The organism is Salinisphaera shabanensis E1L3A, assembly GCF_000215955.2.
Classification (GTDB): Bacteria; Pseudomonadota; Gammaproteobacteria; order Nevskiales; family Salinisphaeraceae; genus Salinisphaera; species Salinisphaera shabanensis.
Genome location: NZ_AFNV02000016.1, coordinates 20,613 through 41,032, shown reverse-complemented (window position 1 = coordinate 41,032; position 20,420 = coordinate 20,613). Strand labels below are relative to the sequence as shown.

Genomic DNA, 20,420 nt, shown 5'->3' with positions numbered 1-20,420 from the left:
AACCAAGATGTGGTAGCGGGGGCAGGATTCGAACCTGCGACCTTCGGGTTATGAGCCCGACGAGCTGCCAGACTGCTCCACCCCGCACCCGATGGCGCGAAACTATAATGACTTGGCCTTAATAATGCAAGGGCCTGATTCGCCAATACAGCTTCTACAAAACCGGCCGTCGAACGAGTAACTGATTACACCGCCCGACTAGCGCTGGCGTTCGAATGCCCGGAGCACGTCACGACGAGTCAGCATTCCGGCGAGGCGTCCATTAAGCATCACCGGCAGCGTCTTCATCGACGAGTCCCGGAATATCCGAGCGGCCTGCACAATACTATCTTCTGCATCGACTGTCACGATTTTTTTCGACATCAGTCGGTCAATCGTGCCCGCGGTATCCGCGTAATAGCCCGCCTCGAGCGCGATCCCCATGACATCCTTCTCCGAAAGAAAGCCAACGATATTGCCCAGCCGATCCGTCACCGGCGCGCCCGACACGCCGTTCTCCAGCAACAAATGCACCGCACGCAAGACATCGGTGTCGGGGCGAAAAGTCACCATGACCTCGCGCATGTGGTCTTTGATAAGCAGCGATGGCGCCGACATCAGTGCGACTGCGCCTTGTCGGAGGTCGGGCAATTACCGCCTTTGCTACAAGCACAATCACCGCCGCCTACACCGCCGCAGCTGCCTTTGATCTCGCGCCCGGTGACTATGACGCCGACGGCCATGCCTGCGACCACCAAGGACATCACACCGAATGCGACGAGCGTGAGTATCAGTAACTGTGTCATTCCGATTCCTCGATATAGGGTTCGAACGCTGTTGAGTACGTTTCAGTATACGCGGGCGCGTTGCCGCTCACGAACAGCGCCGCGATATCGTGCGTATTTGCGTAGTCCAATCCTGCCTGAGGCCCCATAACCAGCAACGCCGTCGCCATGGCATCCGCCATCAACGCGTCCTTGGCGATCACGGTCACCGCGCGCAGATCATGTGCGACTGGCCGCCCGGTGCGTGGGTCAATGGTATGAGAGAAGCGGCGACCGTCGAGCTCGAAATAATCGCGGTAATCGCCCGACGTGGTCATCCCCGCATCTGCCAACCCCACAACGCGCTCGATCTCGCGGGTACCCGCCTTGGGTTTTTCTACACCGATTCGCCACGGGGAGCGGCCATGTTTGTTGCCCTTGGCATAAAGTTCACCGCCCAATTCGACCAGATACCGCTTCGCCCCGAGCGCATCGAGCCGGTCGGACAACAAGTCCACCGTATAGCCCTGAGCCAGACCTGCAAGGTCAAGAGTCACATCCGGCGAGCGCTTGCGCAGTGCCGGCGGCTGGTCTCGGACTTCGACCAGGCCGATACCCGTGTTTTCGCGCGCGGCGGCGAGCTCATCGGCGTTCGGCAGATGATCCGGCTCATTGGCACCGGCGCCAAACCCCCAGACCTTGAGAATCGGACCCAGCGTAACGTCGAACGCACCGCCGGTTTCTCGGCCGAGCGCTAGCGCGCGCGCAGTCAAATGCGCAAGTTCCGGCGATACCGGGACCCATTCACCGGACGACGCCGCATTGAAACGCGTGATCTGCGAGTCATCACGCCAGGTCGACATCTGCTCATCGACTTTGGCTATGAGCTCGTCCATCGCGGCTTTCAACCGTGCACGGTCAAGATCGCCCGGCGGATTCATCACCGTCACGCTGTAAGTGGTGCCCTGAGCTGGCCCGCTAACCCGTACCGGCTCGCGCTGCTCGCCGCTACAGCCGCTCACCGTCAGAACCAGCACGAGCACGACGACCAACCACCGCCGCGCACCGCGTCGAGACGCGATATGCCTTTCAGCGCTCACATGACGAAAAATAGCGTTCATATCTCTTCCTGAGCGTTAGCGGCCGCGTACTCGGCTGCGCTCAGCCATGCCGATTATGCGCGCTTAACAAAAAACCCCGCGCTGACGAAGCCAAACGCAGGGTCAAATAGGAGACGACTCGTGACGCGAGTACTAGCCTCCGAAATCGTCCAGCATAATATTCTCGGGTTCGACGCCCAGATCCTCGAGCATGCTGATGACCGACGCGTTCATTATCGGCGGGCCGCAAAGATAATATTCACAATCTTCCGGCGCGGGATGATCCTTTAGATAGCGATCGTAAAGCACGTTATGGATAAACCCGGTTTCGCCAGTCCATTCATCCTCTTCCTTGGCATCGGAGAGCGCCACAGTCCAGGTGAAGTTGTCGTTCTCTTCGGCGAGCGTATCGAAATCGTTTACATAGAACATTTCGCGCTTGGAGCGCGCGCCGTACCAGAACGACATCTTTCGGTCCGTCTTGATCCGGCCGAGCTGGTCGAAGATGTGTGAGCGCATGGGCGCCATACCGGCACCGCCGCCCACGAACACCATTTCCGCGTCGGTGTCCTTGGCGAAGAATTCGCCGAACGGCCCCGAGATGAGCACTTCGTCGCCCGGCTTGAGGCTGAAAATGTACGAGCTCATCTCGCCGGGTTTGACATCCGGATTACGCGGCGGTGGCGTCGCGATCCGGACGTTGAGCATGATGATGCCCTCTTCTTCCGGATAGTTCGCCATCGAATAGGCACGGGTGACCGTTTCGTCGACTTTCGAGACGTAGCGCCAGAGATTGTGCGTATCCCAATCTTCATGGAAACGCTCGTCGATGACGAAGTCCTTGTAGGCGACTTCATGCGGCGGACAGGTGATCTGTATATAGCCGCCGGCGCGGAAATTCACGTGCTCGCCTTCCGGCAGCTCCAGGACAAGCTCCTTGATGAAGGTTGCGACGTTGTCGTTGGAACGTACCTTGCACTTCCACTGCTTGACCCCGAAGACTTCCTCCGGGACCTTGATCTTCATGTCCTGCTTGACGGTGACCTGACAGGAAAGACGATCACCCTCGCGCGCTTCGCGCTTGTTGATATGGCTTTCTTCAGTGGGAAGAATCGCGCCACCGCCTTCGAGCACTTTCACACGACACTGCGCACAGGTGCCGCCACCGCCGCAGGCAGAAGAGACATATAGCTTCGAGTCGGCCAGCGCGCCCAGCAACTTGGTGCCGACCGCCGCCTTGATGGTTTTTTCGCCGTTGATTTCGATATTGACGTTGCCGCTCGCCACGAGGCGCGACTTGGCCAACAAAATCACCGCAACGAGAAATAAAACGACGCCGGTGAACACACCGACGCCGAGACTGATTTGCGCTACTTCACCCATGAGTTCTCACGTTCCCCGAAGTCGCGTGTTAGAGCTGGATACCGGAAAAGGCCATGAAGCCGAGCGACATCAGACCTACGGTGATGAACGTGATGCCCAGCCCCTGAAGACCGTCCGGCACGTCCGAATACTTGAGCTTCTCACGCACCCCGGCCAGCGCTGCGATTGCCAACGCCCAACCAATACCGCTGCCCAGACCATAAGTCACGCTTTCGCCAAACCCATAGTCACGCTCGACCATGAACAGCGAGCCACCCATGATCGCGCAGTTAACCGTAATCAACGGCAGGAAAATACCCAGCGCTGCATAGAGCGCGGGCACGAACCGGTCGAGAAACATCTCCAGAATCTGCACGATCGCTGCGATCACGCCGATATAGCTGATCAGGCCGAGAAAACTCAGATCCGCATTCGGCAAACCGGCCCACGCAAGCGCGCCTTCCTTGAGCAAATGCTGATAAATCAGGTTGTTGACCGGCACGGTCAGGCCCTGCACGACAATCACCGCCACGCCGAGACCGATCGCGGTCGAGATCTTCTTCGACAGCGCCAGGAAGGTGCACATACCGAGAAAGAAGGCCAGCGCCAGATTCTCGATAAAGACCGATTTGATCAGAATACTGAGATAGTTTTCCACGTCGTACGCCTCGTCGGTCCGCCGCTAAACGACTTCGGTGCGGTGCACCTGGTGGATCTGATAATCCGCTTCCTCGTTCTGCTCCGGTTTCCAGCTGCGCAGACCCCAGATCAGAAAGCCGATAATGAAGAAGGCACTCGGCGGCAACAGCATGATACCCAGCGGCACATACCAACCGCCTGCGCTCGCCAGCGGCAGGATCTGATAACCCAGCAGGGAACCCGAGCCGAACAGCTCGCGAATCGTGGCGACGAGCAGAAGAATCAAACTGTAGCCGAGGCCATTACCGATGCCGTCCAGAAATGCCAGTCCCGGTGGTTCCTTCATGGCGAACGCTTCCGCTCGGCCCATGACGATGCAGTTGGTAATGATCAGACCCACGAAAACCGACATCGACTTGGCCAGGTCGTAGGCAAAAGCCTTGAGCAACTGATCCACCACGATCACCAGCGAGGCGATGATGGTCATCTGCACGATGATGCGGATACTCGACGGAATATGATTGCGAATCAGGCTGATCGAAAAATTCGAGCAGGCCGTGACCGCAGTAAGCGCGACAGACATGAGCAGCGCGGTCGCGACCTGGTTGGTTACGGCAAGCGCACTACAGATACCCAGGATTTGCAGCGCAATCGGGTTGTTGTTGACCAACGGCTCGGTCAACACCTTCATTGCCTGACTCTGTGCCATGTCTATCCCTCCGCCGACAGCTTGCCGCTGCGAATCTTGTCGAGGAACGGCTCGAAACCGTTTTCGCCCAACCAGTAGTGGATCGTATTCGATACGCCGCGGCTGGTCAGGGTTGCGCCGGACAGGCCGTCCACCTTGTACTCGGCATTCGGCGTGCCCTTGCCAACGCTGCCCTTGATCACACTCAGCTCGACGTCGCCATTTCCATCGTAGACTTTCTTGCCGTCCCACTTGGCGCGCCAGCGCGGGTTCTCGACCTCTGCGCCGAGCCCGGGCGTCTCGCCCTGCTCATAATACTTGATGCCTTCGACCGTGTTTGCATCCGGCTTGAGCGCAAGAAAGCCGTACATCGTCGACCACAAGCCGTAACCGTGAATCGGCAGCACGATCGTCTTGAGATTACCCTGCTCGTCATTCACCAGGTAAACCTCGGCGTATTTCGAGCGTTGCTTGATATCGGCAATGTCCTGCGAACGCGGGATCTTGATACTGGTATCCGGATCGGACGCCGCGCGCCGCTGGTCAAACTCCGCGGATTCCATATCCGTCGCATAGTCGCCGGTCGACAGATCGACGACACGCGCCTCGATGCGATCCTTGAAGACCTGATTTACGTCGACGTCCGGGCCGCTGGGCAGGCCCGCGACTTCAAGAATATTACTACGACGATCTGCCTTGGCGTTGACTGTCTGCATGGGCTTGAGGAACGTCGCTGCGGAGGCGACCAGCACCGAACACACCAGACACACCGCGAGGGCGACTACGACGACATAACCGACGCCATCACGCGAAAAACCGACGATACCAACCATGAGTTACTCCGCCGCCACCGTGTCCGCCGACTTGGCATTTCGACTGCCGTTGGCACCTGCCAGACGTTTCTGACGGCGGCGCACGTTCGCCTGAACCACGAAATAGTCGATCAGCGGCGCAAAGATATTGCCAAACAGGATCGCAAGCATGATGCCTTCGGGAAAGGCGGGATTGACCACGCGCACGAGACCGGTCATCACGCCGATCAGACCACCATAGATCAGACGACCCGTGTTGGTCATCGATGCGCTGACCGGATCCGTGGCCATGAAAACGGCGCCGAAAGCAAAACCGCCGATCACCAGATGCCAATACCACGGCATGGCGAACATTGCATTGCTGTCACTACCGATGAGGTTGAACAGCAACGTGATGCCGACCAACCCGCCGACACAGCCGGCCATGATTCGCCAGGAAGCAACGCGCGTGTATAGCAGGAAGGCGGCACCCAGCAGGATCGCCAGGGTCGAGGTCGAGCCCAACGAACCTTGAATATCACCCGCAAATGCGTCCCACCAGGTGAGCTGGCTGGTGATCGCCGCCATGCCATCGCTTGCGCCCAGGCCCAATGGCGTCGCAGCCGACCACCCATCCACCGCCGTCCATACGCTATCGCCGGACATGTAGGCCGGGAAAGCGAAGAACAGGAAGGCGCGCCCGGTCAGTGCGGGATTGAGGAAATTCTTGCCCGTACCACCAAACACTTCCTTGCCGACAACGATGCCAAAGGTGATACCCAGGGCGGCCTGCCATAGCGGAATCGCCGGCGGCAGCGTCAACGTGTAGAGGATAGAGGTCGCGAAAAAACCTTCGTTGATTTCGTGGTTGCGAACGGCAGCGAACAGAGCTTCCCAAATGCCGCCCACCACGAAGGTAACGAAATAAACCGGCGCGAAATACCAGAAGCCGAAGACAAAGTTATCCCAGAAACTGTCCGGGTCATGGCTTACGCCAAACAGATGCAACGGCGCCTGGCGCCAGTTGTCGACGCTGTCGATACCCATTTGCGCCATGGCAAGATTCGCCTGGAAACCGGTGTTCCAGCACGCCATGAAAATACAGGGAAAAGTGGCAAGCCATACGTAGATCATGACCCGCTTGAGATCGATGCCGTCACGCACGTGCGGCGCAGTACGGGTCGTATCCGCCGGCGAATAGAGGAACGTATCCACCATTTCGTAAAGCGCATAGAAACGCTCGAGCCGGCCGCCCTTGGCGAACAACGGATGCAAGCGATCCAGCCTTTCTCTCAAACCGGCCATGGAATCAACCCTCGCGTTCGATGATATCGAGGCTCGCCCGCAGGTGCGGCCCGAAATCGTATTTGCCGACGTCGACAAAGGTCAGCAGTGCCAGATCCTCTTCATCCAGCTCCGTAGCGCCCAGGGCCTGTGCGCTGTCGGTATCGCGCACCAGCAATGCCCGCAACAATTGGGTGGGCAGGATATCGAGCGGCATCACTTCTTCGTAGTTACCGATCGGCACCATGGCGCGCGCACTGCCGTTTTGTGACGTATTGAACTTGTAACTCGACGGCTTGAGCAGACTCGACAGAAAGACGTTGATCTTGGAAAACCGATCCCGCCCGGGCATCAACCACCCCATGAAAGGCCGCTCGCGACTTTCGGGCAACAAACTGAGCTGGGTGTCATAGCGCCCCATGAAGGAGCCCCACTCCGACGCTCGCCGTCCCGACAGAACCGAACCTGAAATAGCGCGTACTTCGTCGCCTTCGAGCTCATCGTGCAACAACTCGTCCGTACTCGCACCCATACGCGTGCGCAGCAGACGCGGATTCGAAGCAGCCGGCCCGGCCAGCGCAACCACACGGTCGACGTTGATGCGACCGCTGGTAAACAGCGCGCCGATCGCCATTACATCCTGATACCCCAGGTGCCAGACACGCGTATTGACGCTTACGGGATCGAGAAAATGCACATGCGTACCAACCAGGCCCGCGGGGTGCTTGCCCTCGAACTCCGCGGTCACGAACTGGCTGCCGCCAGGCTGCGGGATATCCCGCCCCCGGTGCCTTGCAGATATAGACCGAACCGTCGGTCAGCCGCGACAGCACGCGCAGACCATTGACGAAGTCCGAGCGGCGCTGATTCACAATAACGGCGGGGTCGGCCGCCAACGGATTGGTATCGATCGCGGTAATGAAAATCGAGCGCGGCCGCGTACCGGGCGCCGGCACTTTGCTGAACGGGCGCGTTCGCAACGCCGTCCACAGACCCGACTCGATCAGTGTCGTTTCGACACGCCCGGGATCGAGCTCGCCGAGCTTTTCGGCGCTACAGGATTCAAAAGTGATTTCGTCATCCGGACCCGCATCGGGATCGAGCCGAATAACCACAGACTGGAGCACGCGCTTGGCGCCGCGGTTGATCGCAATGACCTCGCCTGCGCCTGGGGCCGTATAAATAACGCCCGGCGTTTTCTTGTCCTCGAAGAGCGGCTGGCCGAGCTTGACGCGGTCGCCTTCCACGACTGCCATCGTCGGCTTCATGCCGTGGTAGTCGGTACCGACAACCGCGACGCGGCTAACCGGCGACGCATCCTGAATGACCTGCCTGGGGGCTCCGCCGATAGGCAGTTCCAGACCTTTCTTGATCGTGACTCGCATGTCGCCGCTGGCGTGCCTCTCACGTCGCTGACAAATTGTATGGTGCCGACGGCCGGACTCGAACCGGCACAGCTCTCGCTACTGCCCCCTCAAGACAGCGTGTCTACCAATTCCACCACGTCGGCATGATCGTGGGCCCGTGCGCGCCCTACTCGGGCACCTGCGCACTGGGCTCGGCCGAATCGGCATTATCGCCTTCATCGGCCGGTACTTGCGGCGCCGCCGAGCCATCTTCGGCCGGCGCACCTTGATTCGTATTATCGGCGTCGGGCGCCGCGTTGTCCCCGGTGACCATTTCGTCGCCAGCGACCCCGTTGTTGTTGCCATCCGACAGCAGCGACGAACCCGGCGCCTGCTGTTGAACCTGATCGGTGACACTCCCGGTGGGCGTGCTTGCACCGTTGATCAGGTAGGCCAGCGTCAGACTGATGGCAAAGAATACCGTAGCCAGAGACGCGGTTGCACGGGTCATGAAGTTGGCGGAACCCTTGGCCCCGAAAACCGTACCCGAAGCGCCACTACCAAATGCAGCGCCTGCGTCTGCACCCTTGCCGTGCTGCACGAGGATCAGCCCGATAAGAGCCAATGCAACAACGACCTGGATGATGACCAGTATTGTATAAACCATGCCAGAGCCTGTGAACGAGCGCGAGCCTAACCGGCCGCGCGCGCAATGTCCAAGAATGAATCGGCCTTGAGCGAAGCGCCGCCAATCAGCGCGCCGTCGACGTCCGCCCCGGCAAATAATGCCGCGGCATTGTCCGGCTTTACGCTGCCGCCGTAAAGCAGCAGAACCGATTCGGAGATTGTAGCATCCCTATCGGCGATTTGTCCGCGCAAAAATGCGTGAACATCCTGAGCCTGCTCAGGCGAGGCCGAACGACCGGTGCCGATCGCCCAAATCGGCTCATATGCGATTACGACTTCGGCCAGCGTGCGCGCATCGCATTGCTCGAACAATGCGCCAATTTGCGCTGCCAGGACCGCTTCTGTCTGGTCGGCTTCGCGCTGCTCAAGCGTTTCACCTACGCATACGATCGGGGTGAGGCCGACTGCGACCGCCGCACTGGTTTTTGCCGCGACCACCGAATCCGTTTCGCCGTACATCGCGCGTCGTTCGGAATGACCGACGATCACGTAACGACAGCCAATATCGGCGAGCATCGCGCCGTTGACTTCGCCGGTGAACGCGCCTGCGTCGACTTCGGCCGCCACATTCTGCCCACCCACTGCGACCGGCGCATCCGCCAATCCCGCGACAAGCCGCTCGATATAAACAAAGGGCACGCACACAAGCATATCGGCTGTAATCGCCGATGCGTCGGCGGCAAGCGAGCGCGCGAACGCATCGACCTGGCCGGCATCACCATTCATTTTCCAGTTGCCTGCGATCAGCATCGTACGGCTCATCGAATATCCTTTTCGTCGTTCTGTTTATTGCCTTCAGGCAGCTGCAGCGGCCTGACGCACACTCTCGGCAAGCCGGTTGGCGCAGTCTTCGACTGCCGCCGCGTCCGTGCCTTCGACCATCACGCGCAGCAGCGGCTCGGTACCCGAGGGGCGCAATAATACGCGACCTTCCTCACCGAGCGCATTCTCGACATCGCGCACCGCCTCGATGACCTGCGCATCCTGCATGAGCGTATCGGCACTGCCGCGCGTTATGCGTACGTTGATCAACGTCTGCGGGCACTTGTCGACGGGCATCACCAAGGCCTGCAGGCTCGCGCCTGACGCGACCATCGCCGCCAGCACCTGTAGCGCAGACACGATACCGTCGCCCGTCGTCGCCCGATCCAGACACAGGATATGGCCCGACGATTCGCCGCCGATGTTGGCGCCCAGCGCCTGGAGGCGCTCGAAAACATAACGATCCCCGACCTTGGCACGCTCGAAGCCCACCCCGTCGCGTTTGAATGCAAGCGCAAGCCCGAGATTGCTCATCAGCGTGCCCACGACCGCGCCCTGCAGTTCGCCGGCTTCACGGCGCGCATTCGCGATCACGTAGAGCAGCTGATCGCCATCGACGATATTGCCTTCATTATCGACCATGATGCAGCGATCGCCGTCGCCATCCAGTGCAATCCCGACGTCCGCACTGTGGGCACGCACCGCTTCGGACAGACCTTTCGGATGGGTCGACCCGACATCGCGGTTGATGTTCAAACCATCCGGCGACGCACCGAGCACCGTGACCTGCGCGCCCAGCTCCCGGAACACGTCGGGGGCTACGTGATAAGTCGCCCCATGCGCGCAGTCGAGCACGATCTTCATACCCGACAAGCCGCCGTTTTCGAAGCGCGCAGTCGATTTACAGAACTCGATATAACGCCCGGGCGCGCTTTCTACACGCCGCGCGCGACCCAGACGATCCGAATCCACACAGACCAGCGGCTGTTCGAGTTCAGCCTCGATCTCGGCTTCGACATCGTCCGGCAATTTCTGGCCGTAATGCGAAAAGAACTTGAAGCCGTTGTCGGAAAACGGGTTGTGCGAGGCACTGATCACCACGCCCGCAGCGGCACGAAAGGTGCGCGCAAGATAGGCAATCGCCGGCGTCGGCAGCGGCCCGACCAGAAGCACATCCACTCCGGCGGCGGCAAACCCGGCTTCGAGCGCAGACTCGAACATATAACCGGACAAACGGGTGTCCTTGCCGATGAGCACCTGGGCGCGCTCGCCCGCACTTTCCGGCACCCCCCGCTCGCCGAGTCGGCGCACGAGAACGCGGCCTGCGGCCCAACCGAGCTTGAGCGCGAAATCCGGCGTCAGCGGCGCCTCACCGACTTCGCCCCGAATGCCGTCCGTTCCAAAATATCGCTGCGCCACGATCGCGTCTTCCTTGTTCAATTCGAATGCTAGTTATCGGCCAGCGCCGCGGCGAGCGTAAGCGCCTCGACGGTATGAGCCACATCGTGGCTGCGAATGATACCCGCCCCCTGAGTGGCCGCCCAGAATGCTGACGTCACACTGGCGTGAATACGACTGCTCATATCGTCGTGGCCATGCAGCTTTACGAACATGGATTTACGCGACACCCCGACGAGAACCGGGTAGCCGTCGCCAACAAAGGCGTGCAGGTTTCGCATCAGCGCAAGATTGTGCTCGAGCGTCTTGCCGAACCCGAACCCGGGATCGAGACAAATACGGCTGTCATCAATACCCGCATCACGGCAGGCGGCCACGCGCGCACCGAGAAATGACCGCACGTCAGCGACGACATCATCATAAACAGGCGCCTTCTGCATGGTGCGCGGCTGGCCCTGCATGTGCATGAGACACACGGCTGCCTGCGTATCGCATGCGGCCTCAAGCGCGCCCGGCGCACGTAGCGCCATGACGTCGTTGATCATGTCCGCTCCGGCCGCGCAGGCTTCGCGCATGACCCGAGGCTTGATCGTATCGATCGAGATGAAGACGTCGCTATGGGCGCGTAGCGCCTCGATGAGCGGCAACACGCGTGCCATCTCCTCGCGCTCATCGACCGGGTCGGCGCCCGGCCGCGTGGACTCGCCGCCGACATCAACGATGGCGGCACCCTGCTCTACCATGCCCAGCGCATGATCGAGTGCGCGTGCCGTTTCGACATACGCACCGCCGTCCGAGAAGGAATCCGGCGTGACGTTGAGAATGCCCATGACGACCGGGCGGGCAAGATCCAGCGTTCTGTTACGACTGTTTAACTGCACGAAGGATTCCGAGCGCAACCATGAAAAGCCTGAAAGATACTAGTCGTATTCTTCGTTCGAATTAAAAAAGCCGGCAGGTTCAGCCTGCCGGCTCTTTAAAATACGAATCGAGATCAGGATTCGCGATGATGCGCCGGGCTCGGCACACCCTTGTCATCCTTGTCCTGACTGTCGGACGGCGTACCGGAATCCGGTGCGCTGGCGGTCGGCGTATTGCCGCCACCGGAGCTCGGCGTATCCGAGTCGTCCCAGCTTTCCGGCGGGCCCGGCTCGCGGCCCTGCATGATCTCGTCGATCTGCTTGCGATCGATGGTTTCATACTTCATCAGCGCATCCGACATCAGATGCAGCTTGTCCATATGATCTTCGAGGATCTGCTTGGCCCGCTCGTAGCAGCCGTCGATGATGGAACGAATTTCCTTGTCGATGGCATGCGCCGTTTCATCGGAAATACCGCTGGACTGACTTGCGGCCTTGCCCAGGAACGGCTGATTGTCTTCCGTATCGTAGGCAATCGGGCCCAGGCGATCGGACAGACCCCACTTGGTGACCATGTTGCGGGCGATTTCGGTCACCCGCTCGATATCGTTCGAGGCACCGGTGGTCACGGCTTCCTTGCCGAAGATGATTTCCTCGGCCAGACGCCCGCCGTAGAGGGTGCAGATCTGGCTGATCAGACGCTGCTTGGAATAGCTGTAGCGATCTTCTTCCGGCAGGAACATGGTCACACCAAGCGCACGCCCACGCGGCACGATGGTCACCTTGTGAACGGGATCATGCTGCGGCACGGTCAGGCCGATGATGGCGTGCCCGGCCTCGTGATAGGCAGTCAGGCGCTTCTCGTCCTCGGTCATGACCATGGACTTGCGCTCGGCGCCCATCATGATCTTGTCCTTGGCACGCTCGAAGTCTTCCTGCACCACGAGCTTCTTGTTCGCACGCGCGGCGAACAACGCGGCCTCGTTCACCAGGTTGGCAAGGTCCGCACCGGAAAAGCCTGGGCAGCCGCGCGCGATGATCGATGCCTTCACGTTGTCGTGAATCGGCACGTTCTTCATGTGAACTTTCAGAATCTGCTCACGGCCGCGCACGTCCGGCAGCGGCACCACGACCTGACGGTCGAAACGACCGGGGCGCAGCAGCGCCGGATCAAGCACGTCAGGACGGTTGGTGGCGGCGATCACGATCACGCCCTCGCTACCCTCGAAGCCGTCCATTTCGACCAGCAGCTGGTTGAGCGTCTGTTCGCGCTCGTCGTGGCCGCCACCCAGGCCCGCGCCACGCTGGCGACCGACCGCGTCGATTTCGTCGATAAAGATAATGCAGGGCGACTGCTTCTTGGCCTGCTCGAACATGTCGCGCACACGCGAGGCGCCCACGCCCACGAACATCTCGACGAAGTCGGAGCCCGAGATCGAGAAGAACGGTACGCCCGCTTCGCCCGCAATGGCCTTGGCGAGCAAGGTCTTGCCGGTACCCGGCGAGCCGACCATGAGCACACCGCGCGGGATCTTGCCGCCGACGCGCTGGAACTTACCCGGCTCGGAGAGGAACTCGACGAGTTCCTGCACCTCGGACTTGGCCTCTTCCACACCGGCCACATCGGCGAAGGTGATCTTGACCTGGTCGGCCTGCATCATGCGCGCCTTCGACTTGCCGAAGGACATGGCACCACGGCCACCGCCGCCACCCTGCATCTGGCGCATGAAATAGATCCATACGCCGATCAGCAGCAGGAACGGGAACCAGGAGATAAGAATCTGCTTGAGGAACGAACCCTGATCCGGCGGCTCGCCGACGATCTCGACATCATACTCGCGCAGCGTTCCGATCATGGCCTTGTTGTCGGATTCCGGGCTGAAAGTCGCGAACTTCTGACCCGACTTGAGCTGGCCGCGAATCCGCTGATCCTCGATATTGACCTGCGATACGCTGCCGTTTTCGACCTGATCGAGGAACTGCGAGTACGGCACCTCGTTAGCGTTCGACGTCGACGGTGCGAAGCTCGAGAACACGCTCATCAACACGAGCGCGATCACGACCCACAACAGCAGATTCTTAGCTAGTTCGTTCAAGATCTACATCCTCGACCGCGATCTGGCGGTCGTATGATTGGCGTCCGGCCCCTATGCCGGACAGTATAAACAATCGGCCTGCCGGCCCGCTGCTTTATCCTTCGGTCTATGTACGCCAGCCCTGGCCCAGCAGATACATCTCTCGACTGGCGTCTCGCGAGGCCTTGGGCTTGCGCACCGCCACACGCCGAAAGCGTTTGCGCATATCGACCAGCATTTCATCGAACCCCTCGCCCTGAAACACTTTCATAAACAGGTCGCCGTCCGCATCCAGCACCGAGGCGCACAGATCCAGTGCGAGTTCGGCCAACTGCATCACGCCGGCCTGATCGGCCACCATGATCCCTGTCAAATTGGGGGCCATGTCCGAAAGTACAAGATCGACGCGATCGCTGCCCAGCGTTTCCATCAGCGTATCGACCCCGGCCTGCTCGGCAAAATCGACGTTGAGAAAATCCACCCCGTCTATCGGCTTCATATCCAGCCGATCCAGTGCGACCACTCGCGCCTGCGGCCGCTGACGACGACAGTACTGGCTCCAGCCACCCGGCGCCGCGCCCAGGTCGACAATACACTGCTTGGATTTGAGCAGCTGGTCGCGCTCGTCTACCTCAGCAAGCTTGTAAACCGCGCGTGTGCGGTAATTATCCTTCTGGGCTGCCCGGACGTAAGGATCGTTGCGATGCTTGTCCAGCCAGCGGCGTGTATCGCTGCGCTTGCTCATGGGTCGTATACTGTTGCGCTGTTTTCAGCCAGCTGTCGTGAAACCGCCAATGTCCCTAGACCTCGATGCCGCAACCCGCCGCGCGCTCAAGAAACAGGCCCATCATCTCAAGCCTGTCGTGCAAACCGGCGCGGCCGGATTGAGCGAGCCCGTGCTGGCAGAAATCGACCGTGCCCTGTTCGATCATGAACTCGTGAAGATCAAACTCGCCACCGACGACAAGCAGGATCGACGCAGCGAAGTCGAACAGATCTGCGAGCGCCTCGATTCGGCCTGTGTACAGCAGATCGGACGCACGGCGACACTGTATCGCCCCAATCCCGAAAAAGCGTAGAGCAATGTCGGTCGAATCGCGCGACAGGCAACCCAGCCGGTCAATCCGCTCGCCGCATTAGCGCGGCCGATCAGATATAACGTACCTCGACAATTTCGAGTGTGCGGCGCCCACCGGGCACATCGATATCAACGACATCACCTTCAGTCTTGCCGATCAGCGCACGTGCGATCGGCGAGGCGAACGACAGCAAGCCTTTTTTGATATCGGCTTCGTCTTCGCCAACGATCTGGTAGGTAAACTCTTCGCCGCTGTCTTCATCGGCCAGATCGAGGGTCGCGCCAAATACCACGCGGCCGTTCGCCTGCGCACCGACGCGGGCGACATCGATGATCTGCGCCGTCGCGAGCTTGGACTCGATATCGTTGATACGACCTTCGTTGAAGCCCTGCTCTTCCTTGGCGGCGTGATATTCGGCGTTCTCCTTGAGATCGCCGTGGGCGCGCGCTTCTTCGATTGCCGCGACGATACGCGGGCGCTCGGTCTTTTTGAGTCGCTTGAGCTCGTCTCGGAGCGCGTCGGCGCCGTTTTGCGTCAGCGGTGTCTTGTCCATCGCTCTACCTCAAAAACAAATCACCCGAAAACAAAACGGCCGCCATTTCGGCGACCGTTTCTCGTTTGCGGGTGCAAGAATCGGTTGTGTCTGGCCCGGTGCAAACCAGATACCGTCAGGCTAGCAGCGCTTTCGACTCAAGTCGAGACAGCGCGTTCGATGCCTTGTGCAGCGACTTCGCCCAGATGCGCGATCTGTTCGGGCGTAATCACATAAGGCGGCATGAAATAGATCACGTCGCCCAGAGGACGTAACAGCGCGCCCTGGCTGAGCGCATGCCGATAAACGCGAATGCCGCGGCGCTCGCGCCAGTCGAACGGTGTTTTAGTCGTTTTGTCTGCAACCATTTCGATCGCCAACACCATACCGGTCTGGCGCACCTCGGCCACATTCGGATGATCGGCCAGCGGCGCAACGGCATCGGCCATGTGCTGAGCCAAACCACGATTGACCGCGATCTGGTCGCGGCGCTCGAACTCGTCGAGCGTGGCTAGCGCGGCCGCACAGGCCAGCGGATTGCCGGTATAGGAATGCGAGTGCAGAAACGCGGTGAGATTGGCGTAGTCGTCGTAGAAGGCCGCATAGATATCGTCGGTTGTCATCGTGATCGACAGCGGCAGATAACCTGCTGTCAACCCTTTGGACAGGCACATGAAATCGGGCGAGATACCGTGCGCGCCGGCCTGCTCGCAGGCGAACAGCGTGCCGGTTCGGCCGAAGCCGACCGCGATCTCGTCGGCAATCAGATGGACCCCGTAGCGATCGCAGGCCTCGCGCAGCAGTTCGAGATAGACCGGGTGATACATGCGCATATGCCCGGCACACTGAAGCAGCGGTTCCACGATCACCGCGCAGGTCTCGTGGGCATGCTCGGCAAGCAGCGCTTCCATATCCGCAAACACCGCGCGGCTATGCGCTTCCCAGCTCATGCCCGGCTCGCGTTCGTAGCAATCCGGCGAGCGCGCGGTGAGCGGCTTGAGCAACAGCGGTTCGTAGGTCTTCTTGTAGAGATCGACATCACCGACGGCGAGCGCACCCAGCGTTTCACCGTGATAGCTGTTACTCAGGTTGATGAAGCGCGTCTTCTCACCGTGCCCTGTATTGCGCCAGTAGTGGAAACTCATCTTCAGCGCGACTTCCACCGCGGCCGAGCCGTTGTCGGCGTAGAACGCGCGCGTAAGGCCGGCCGGCGTCAAATCGACCAGACGCTCGGCCAGTTCCACCGCCGGCTCGTGGGAAAAGCCAGCCAGCATTACATGTTCGAGCGTATCCAGCTGGGTCTTGATGCGGTCGTTGATGGCCGGGTTGGCGTGGCCGAAGATATTGACCCACCAGGAACTCACCGCATCGATATAGCGGTTACCGTCGAAGTCTTCCAGCCAGACGCCCTCGCCGCGCTTGATCGGCACCGGCGGGATGGCTTCGGTGTCCTTCATCTGGGTACAGGGATGCCAGACGACGTTCAGATCGCGGGCGATCAACTCGGCATTGTTCATAGGGGCTCACGGTTGCAAATTCGGTATCAGAGTCAGACCAGGGTCAAAAGCGTGTACGGCGCCTCGTGGGGTTCACGTGTATCGCGCGGATGCTCGCTTTCCAGCTCGAGCGCACGATCCGGGTCATAAACCACAAACAGCCGCCCATCTCCGAGCAAGGCCACGCCTTCCGCCTTGTTGGCAAACTCGAACACGCCACCGCTTTCGTTACGTACCAGCGCGGGATCCCGCCGGGCAGAGAAGTCGTCCAGCGACAGCCACCAAAGGTAGGCGCCCACCTGTTCTGCGCCGGTCTCGTCCTCGACCTCGAAACGGGTCAAAAGATACAAGCCGTCATGGACGGGGTCGTGTTCGAGACTCGACAACCCCACCGCAAAGCGAACGTCCTCGACGCCGCTCGGATCGAAGTCGTCGACGACTTCAAATTCGCCGGTGAGCACCAAATCCTCGCCTTCCATTCGATAAGGCACAGCGACTACGCGACAAACATAGTCGAAGTTTTCATGGTCGTCGCCTACTTCGCGGATACCGAACAACAGCCGATCATTGCCGCCGTAACGCCCCGGTATGGTCGCCAACCCTTCGACCTTGTAATACGGCGCGCCGAGCGCAGCGGCCAGCTCGGCGCGCAGATCCACCGAACTTCGTACGCCCGACTCTTCACTTTCGGCCACCAGGCGTGGCGCATCGGGCGCATCCACCGGCCATACAAGCAATCGGTTGTAGTGATGAAGCTCGGAAGAAGCACCGTCGACACGATCGAAGCCGGTCGTTGCAATGATATGCGTGCCGCCGACCGTGAGCGCAAAATCCTCGTACTTCTCGGCGTTGCGGATCAGATCCGCGGTGTAGTAACGCAGGGTTTGCGGCTGTGGCCGGCCATCGACACAGTCGAGCGCGAACACTGGCGAGCGATGTTCGCCGGGCACGTTCTTGTCACTGGCCATGACCAGCCGGTGCCCGTCCCAGACGACCGCCGATACTTCGACCTTGACCGGCGCGTCACTACTGCCGGTCAGCCCGGCGTCGAAACATTCGAACAAGCCTTTTTCGAGAATACGAACCGCGATCATGGCAGCCGTGGCAGGTGAGTCGATCGCGGCACCCTAGCGGATCGCGAGATCGGCCACAACGCCGGCAAAAATGATGCCGCCGAGCACATTGTGCTGCATGAATACCCGGAAACAGGCATCGCGATCACGGTGTCGCGCCAGCCATTGATGATAGATGGCCATGAGAGCACCACCGACCAGCCCGAGGTAGTAGAGCCACCCCAGTTCGAACGCACGTCCGACCCCGATCAGCAACGCAAAAAACAGCAATTGGAACACGCCGATCACGGCACGGTCGTAGCGCCCCCAGAGAATGGCGGTGGATTTGACGCCGATCTTGAGATCGTCGTCGCGGTCGACCATGGCATAGAACGTGTCATAGACCAGCGCCCAGATCAGCGTGGCCGCAAACAGCAGCCAGCCGCCCAGCGGTACGCCGTGGGCCTGAGCAGCAAACGCCATGGGCACGGCCCAACCAAAGGCGGCGCCGAGAAACATCTGCGGCCAGTGGGTGTGACGCTTCGTAAACGGATAGAGCACCGCCAGTCCGGCCCCGACGAACGACATCGCGATGGTTAAGCCGTTGAGTGTCAGCACGAGCGCAAACGCGGTCAGGCACAGCGCCGCGAAAAGGACCAGCGCCTCACGTGAGCTCACCTCGCCTGTCGCCAGCGGCCGTGCTTTTGTACGTTTGACGTGGCCGTCGATCTTGCGATCTGCAAAATCGTTGATCACGCAGCCAGCCGAACGCATGAGAATCGCACCGAGTACGAACACGCTGAGCACCCACAGATCAGGCACACCGCCGGCGGCCAGCCACAGCGCCCACAGCATGGGCCAGACCACCAGAAAAATACCGATCGGCTTGTGCAAGCGTGTCAGTCGAAACAGCGCGTCGAAATGGCCGGCGTTCAGGCGTGCCGTACTCATCGTGAACTCCTAGCAAAGCTGCGGGCACGGGCGCCAGACGCGGCGCAAGTCGTGCGCGCGGGCGGCCGCCATCGCGCGTCATGTATTGATTGCATTCGCCAACTATCCCGAAACGCCCGTTTTAACGTTACCATGCGCCAAATTCAGACTGCAGCATGAATCGCGCGCCAAGGCCGCGATCATGACCGATTGGAGAGTCCATGTCGGCGCCTTCGCAATCCGGCGGCGCGACGATCACGGATCGTCGCCAGCTCATCGAGTATTTTGAAAACGCCTGCAAGCCGCCGAGCCGCTGGCGCCTGGGCACCGAGCACGAAAAATTCGTGTTCGACCGCGACACGCTCAAACCGCTGCCCTATGAAGGCGAGCGCGGTATTCGCAGCTTTCTGGAAAAGTTGCAGCGGTTCGGCTGGCAGCCGATGAACGAAAACGGCAATCTCGTCGCGCTCGAACTCGGCCGTTGCCATATCACGCTCGAACCCGGCGGCCAGTTGGAACTCGCTGGCGCACCGCTGGATACCGTGCATGAGACCTGCGACGAGATTTATGTGCATCTCAAGCAGGTCAAGGAAGTCGCGGCCGAGATGAATGTCGGACTTCTCGGACTGGGCTTTCAGCCCAAGTGGGCGCGCGAAGACTGCCCATGGATGCCGAAGCAGCGCTACGACATCATGAAGGCTTACATGCCCAAGGTCGGCACCCTGGGCCTCGACATGATGCTGCGTACATCCACCGTACAGGTGAATATCGACTACGGCTCCGAAGCCGATATGATCCAGAAATTCCGGGTCGGCCTGGCCCTGCAGCCGGTGGCCACGGCGTTGTTTGCCAACTCGCCGTTCACCGAGGGCAAACCCAACGGTTTCGTGTCGTATCGCAGCCAGATCTGGACCGATACCGACAATGATCGCTCCGGCATGCTCGACTGGGTATTCGACGACGACATGGGTTTCGAGCGCTATATCGAGTATGCGCTCGATGTGCCCATGTATTTCGTCTACCGCGACGGCCGCTATATCGATGCCTCGGGCCAGTCGTTCCGGGATTTCCTCGCCGGCAAGCTACCGGCGCTGCCCGGCGAGCTGCCGACGCTGTCCGACTGGGACGATCATCTGACCACCCTGTTCCCGGAAGTACGGCTCAAGCGCTTTATGGAAATGCGCGGCGCGGACGGCGGGCCATGGCGCCGACTGTGCGCATTGCCTGCCCTCTGGGCCGGGCTATGCTACGACAGCGAAGCACTCGACGCAGCCTGGCAGCTGTGTCGCGATTTCACTGCCGACGAACGCAATATGCTGCGCCGGGAAGCGCCGGTGCAGGGCCTGAAAACACCGTTTCGCGACGGCACCTTGCAGGATATCGCGAAGCAGGTGGTGGCTATCGCCCGAGGCGGGCTTGAGCGACGCGCACGCCTGGACAGCCAGGATCGCGATGAGCGCATGTATCTGGATCAGCTCGCCGAGATCGCAGAAACCGGCGTTACACCGGCCGAAACGCTACTCGACCTCTATACGGGCCGCTGGAATGAGTCGGTCGATCCGGTGTTCACCGAATTCGCCTATTGAGGCCTGTTGA

20 protein-coding genes, 2 tRNA genes and 1 pseudogene are annotated in these 20,420 nt (G+C 60.3%); 2 read left to right on the top strand and 21 right to left on the bottom strand.

Features of this window, described 5'->3' with window-relative positions:
• Window positions 1-10: 10 nt before the first annotated feature.
• The 17 genes and pseudogenes from SSPSH_RS11170 to SSPSH_RS11090 form a co-directional block, all read right to left on the bottom strand.
• A tRNA-Met gene (locus SSPSH_RS11170) sits at window positions 11-87 on the bottom strand.
• Window positions 88-198: 111 nt separating this feature from the next.
• Window positions 199-597 (bottom strand): CBS domain-containing protein, encoded by a 399-nt coding sequence (locus SSPSH_RS11165; protein ID WP_006913460.1) that lies wholly within the window; start codon window positions 595-597, stop codon window positions 199-201.
• Window positions 597-785: a hypothetical protein gene (locus SSPSH_RS11160; protein ID WP_006913459.1), complete on the bottom strand. Its 189-nt coding sequence runs from the start codon at window positions 783-785 to the stop codon at window positions 597-599. Before SSPSH_RS11160 ends, SSPSH_RS11165 begins: the two co-directional genes overlap by 1 nt.
• On the bottom strand, window positions 782-1,864 hold the full coding sequence (locus tag SSPSH_RS11155; protein ID WP_006913458.1) for an FAD:protein FMN transferase: 1,083 nt from the start codon (window positions 1,862-1,864) through the stop codon (window positions 782-784). The genes SSPSH_RS11160 and SSPSH_RS11155 overlap by 4 nt, the downstream gene beginning before the upstream one ends.
• A 132-nt stretch (window positions 1,865-1,996) precedes the next feature.
• Complete coding sequence (gene nqrF, locus SSPSH_RS11150; RefSeq protein ID WP_006913457.1) at window positions 1,997-3,226, bottom strand: NADH:ubiquinone reductase (Na(+)-transporting) subunit F; 1,230 nt, start codon at window positions 3,224-3,226, stop codon at window positions 1,997-1,999.
• 28 nt (window positions 3,227-3,254) lie between these two features.
• Window positions 3,255-3,863 (bottom strand): NADH:ubiquinone reductase (Na(+)-transporting) subunit E, encoded by a 609-nt coding sequence (nqrE, locus tag SSPSH_RS11145; RefSeq protein ID WP_006913456.1) that lies wholly within the window; start codon window positions 3,861-3,863, stop codon window positions 3,255-3,257.
• A 24-nt stretch (window positions 3,864-3,887) separates the two neighbouring features.
• Window positions 3,888-4,553, bottom strand: a complete 666-nt coding sequence (locus SSPSH_RS11140; RefSeq protein WP_021031708.1) for an NADH:ubiquinone reductase (Na(+)-transporting) subunit D — start codon at window positions 4,551-4,553, stop codon at window positions 3,888-3,890.
• Between the two features lie 2 nt (window positions 4,554-4,555).
• Window positions 4,556-5,365, bottom strand: coding sequence for a Na(+)-translocating NADH-quinone reductase subunit C (locus SSPSH_RS11135; RefSeq protein WP_006913454.1), 810 nt, complete (start codon window positions 5,363-5,365; stop codon window positions 4,556-4,558).
• A gap of 3 nt (window positions 5,366-5,368) precedes the next feature.
• Window positions 5,369-6,628 (bottom strand): NADH:ubiquinone reductase (Na(+)-transporting) subunit B, encoded by a 1,260-nt coding sequence (locus tag SSPSH_RS11130; RefSeq protein WP_006913453.1) that lies wholly within the window; start codon window positions 6,626-6,628, stop codon window positions 5,369-5,371.
• A gap of 4 nt (window positions 6,629-6,632) precedes the next feature.
• A pseudogene (locus SSPSH_RS19915) lies at window positions 6,633-7,992 on the bottom strand (Na(+)-translocating NADH-quinone reductase subunit A).
• Window positions 7,993-8,032: 40 nt separating this feature from the next.
• Window positions 8,033-8,117, bottom strand: a tRNA-Leu gene (locus SSPSH_RS11120).
• A gap of 23 nt (window positions 8,118-8,140) precedes the next feature.
• Window positions 8,141-8,620: a preprotein translocase subunit SecG gene (gene secG / locus SSPSH_RS18495; protein WP_006913450.1), complete on the bottom strand. Its 480-nt coding sequence runs from the start codon at window positions 8,618-8,620 to the stop codon at window positions 8,141-8,143.
• A gap of 26 nt (window positions 8,621-8,646) precedes the next feature.
• Complete coding sequence (gene tpiA, locus SSPSH_RS11110) at window positions 8,647-9,402, bottom strand: triose-phosphate isomerase (protein ID WP_006913449.1); 756 nt, start codon at window positions 9,400-9,402, stop codon at window positions 8,647-8,649.
• 33 nt (window positions 9,403-9,435) lie between these two features.
• Window positions 9,436-10,821: a phosphoglucosamine mutase gene (gene glmM / locus SSPSH_RS11105; RefSeq protein ID WP_021031706.1), complete on the bottom strand. Its 1,386-nt coding sequence runs from the start codon at window positions 10,819-10,821 to the stop codon at window positions 9,436-9,438.
• Between the two features lie 29 nt (window positions 10,822-10,850).
• Window positions 10,851-11,630, bottom strand: a complete 780-nt coding sequence (gene folP / locus SSPSH_RS11100; protein ID WP_006913447.1) for a dihydropteroate synthase — start codon at window positions 11,628-11,630, stop codon at window positions 10,851-10,853.
• Between the two features lie 164 nt (window positions 11,631-11,794).
• Window positions 11,795-13,756 carry an ATP-dependent zinc metalloprotease FtsH gene (gene ftsH, locus SSPSH_RS11095; RefSeq protein ID WP_021031704.1) on the bottom strand — a complete coding sequence of 654 codons (1,962 nt, stop codon included), beginning with the start codon at window positions 13,754-13,756 and terminating at the stop codon, window positions 11,795-11,797.
• 106 nt (window positions 13,757-13,862) lie between these two features.
• Window positions 13,863-14,480: an RlmE family RNA methyltransferase gene (locus SSPSH_RS11090; protein ID WP_006913445.1), complete on the bottom strand. Its 618-nt coding sequence runs from the start codon at window positions 14,478-14,480 to the stop codon at window positions 13,863-13,865.
• Window positions 14,481-14,529: 49 nt separating this feature from the next.
• Between SSPSH_RS11090 and yhbY the strand changes: the two genes are divergently transcribed.
• Window positions 14,530-14,814: a ribosome assembly RNA-binding protein YhbY gene (gene yhbY, locus SSPSH_RS11085; protein WP_021031703.1), complete on the top strand. Its 285-nt coding sequence runs from the start codon at window positions 14,530-14,532 to the stop codon at window positions 14,812-14,814.
• A gap of 70 nt (window positions 14,815-14,884) precedes the next feature.
• Here yhbY and greA read toward each other — a convergent pair whose 3' ends face one another.
• The 4 genes from greA to ubiA form a co-directional block, all read right to left on the bottom strand.
• Window positions 14,885-15,367 carry a transcription elongation factor GreA gene (gene greA, locus SSPSH_RS11080; RefSeq protein WP_006913443.1) on the bottom strand — a complete coding sequence of 161 codons (483 nt, stop codon included), beginning with the start codon at window positions 15,365-15,367 and terminating at the stop codon, window positions 14,885-14,887.
• A 137-nt stretch (window positions 15,368-15,504) separates the two neighbouring features.
• A complete protein-coding gene (locus SSPSH_RS11075; protein WP_006913442.1) occupies window positions 15,505-16,863 on the bottom strand; it encodes an adenosylmethionine--8-amino-7-oxononanoate transaminase in 1,359 nt (452 codons plus the stop codon).
• Between the two features lie 32 nt (window positions 16,864-16,895).
• On the bottom strand, window positions 16,896-17,936 hold the full coding sequence (locus SSPSH_RS11070; RefSeq protein ID WP_006913441.1) for a hypothetical protein: 1,041 nt from the start codon (window positions 17,934-17,936) through the stop codon (window positions 16,896-16,898).
• 33 nt (window positions 17,937-17,969) lie between these two features.
• The gene (gene ubiA / locus SSPSH_RS11065) at window positions 17,970-18,845 is read right to left on the bottom strand and encodes a 4-hydroxybenzoate octaprenyltransferase (RefSeq protein ID WP_006913440.1); all 876 of its coding nucleotides are present in this window, start codon (window positions 18,843-18,845) and stop codon (window positions 17,970-17,972) included.
• Between the two features lie 200 nt (window positions 18,846-19,045).
• Here ubiA and SSPSH_RS11060 point away from each other — a divergent pair, with 200 nt between their 5' ends.
• Window positions 19,046-20,410, top strand: coding sequence for a glutamate--cysteine ligase (locus tag SSPSH_RS11060; protein ID WP_006913439.1), 1,365 nt, complete (start codon window positions 19,046-19,048; stop codon window positions 20,408-20,410).
• Window positions 20,411-20,420: the final 10 nt, after the last annotated feature.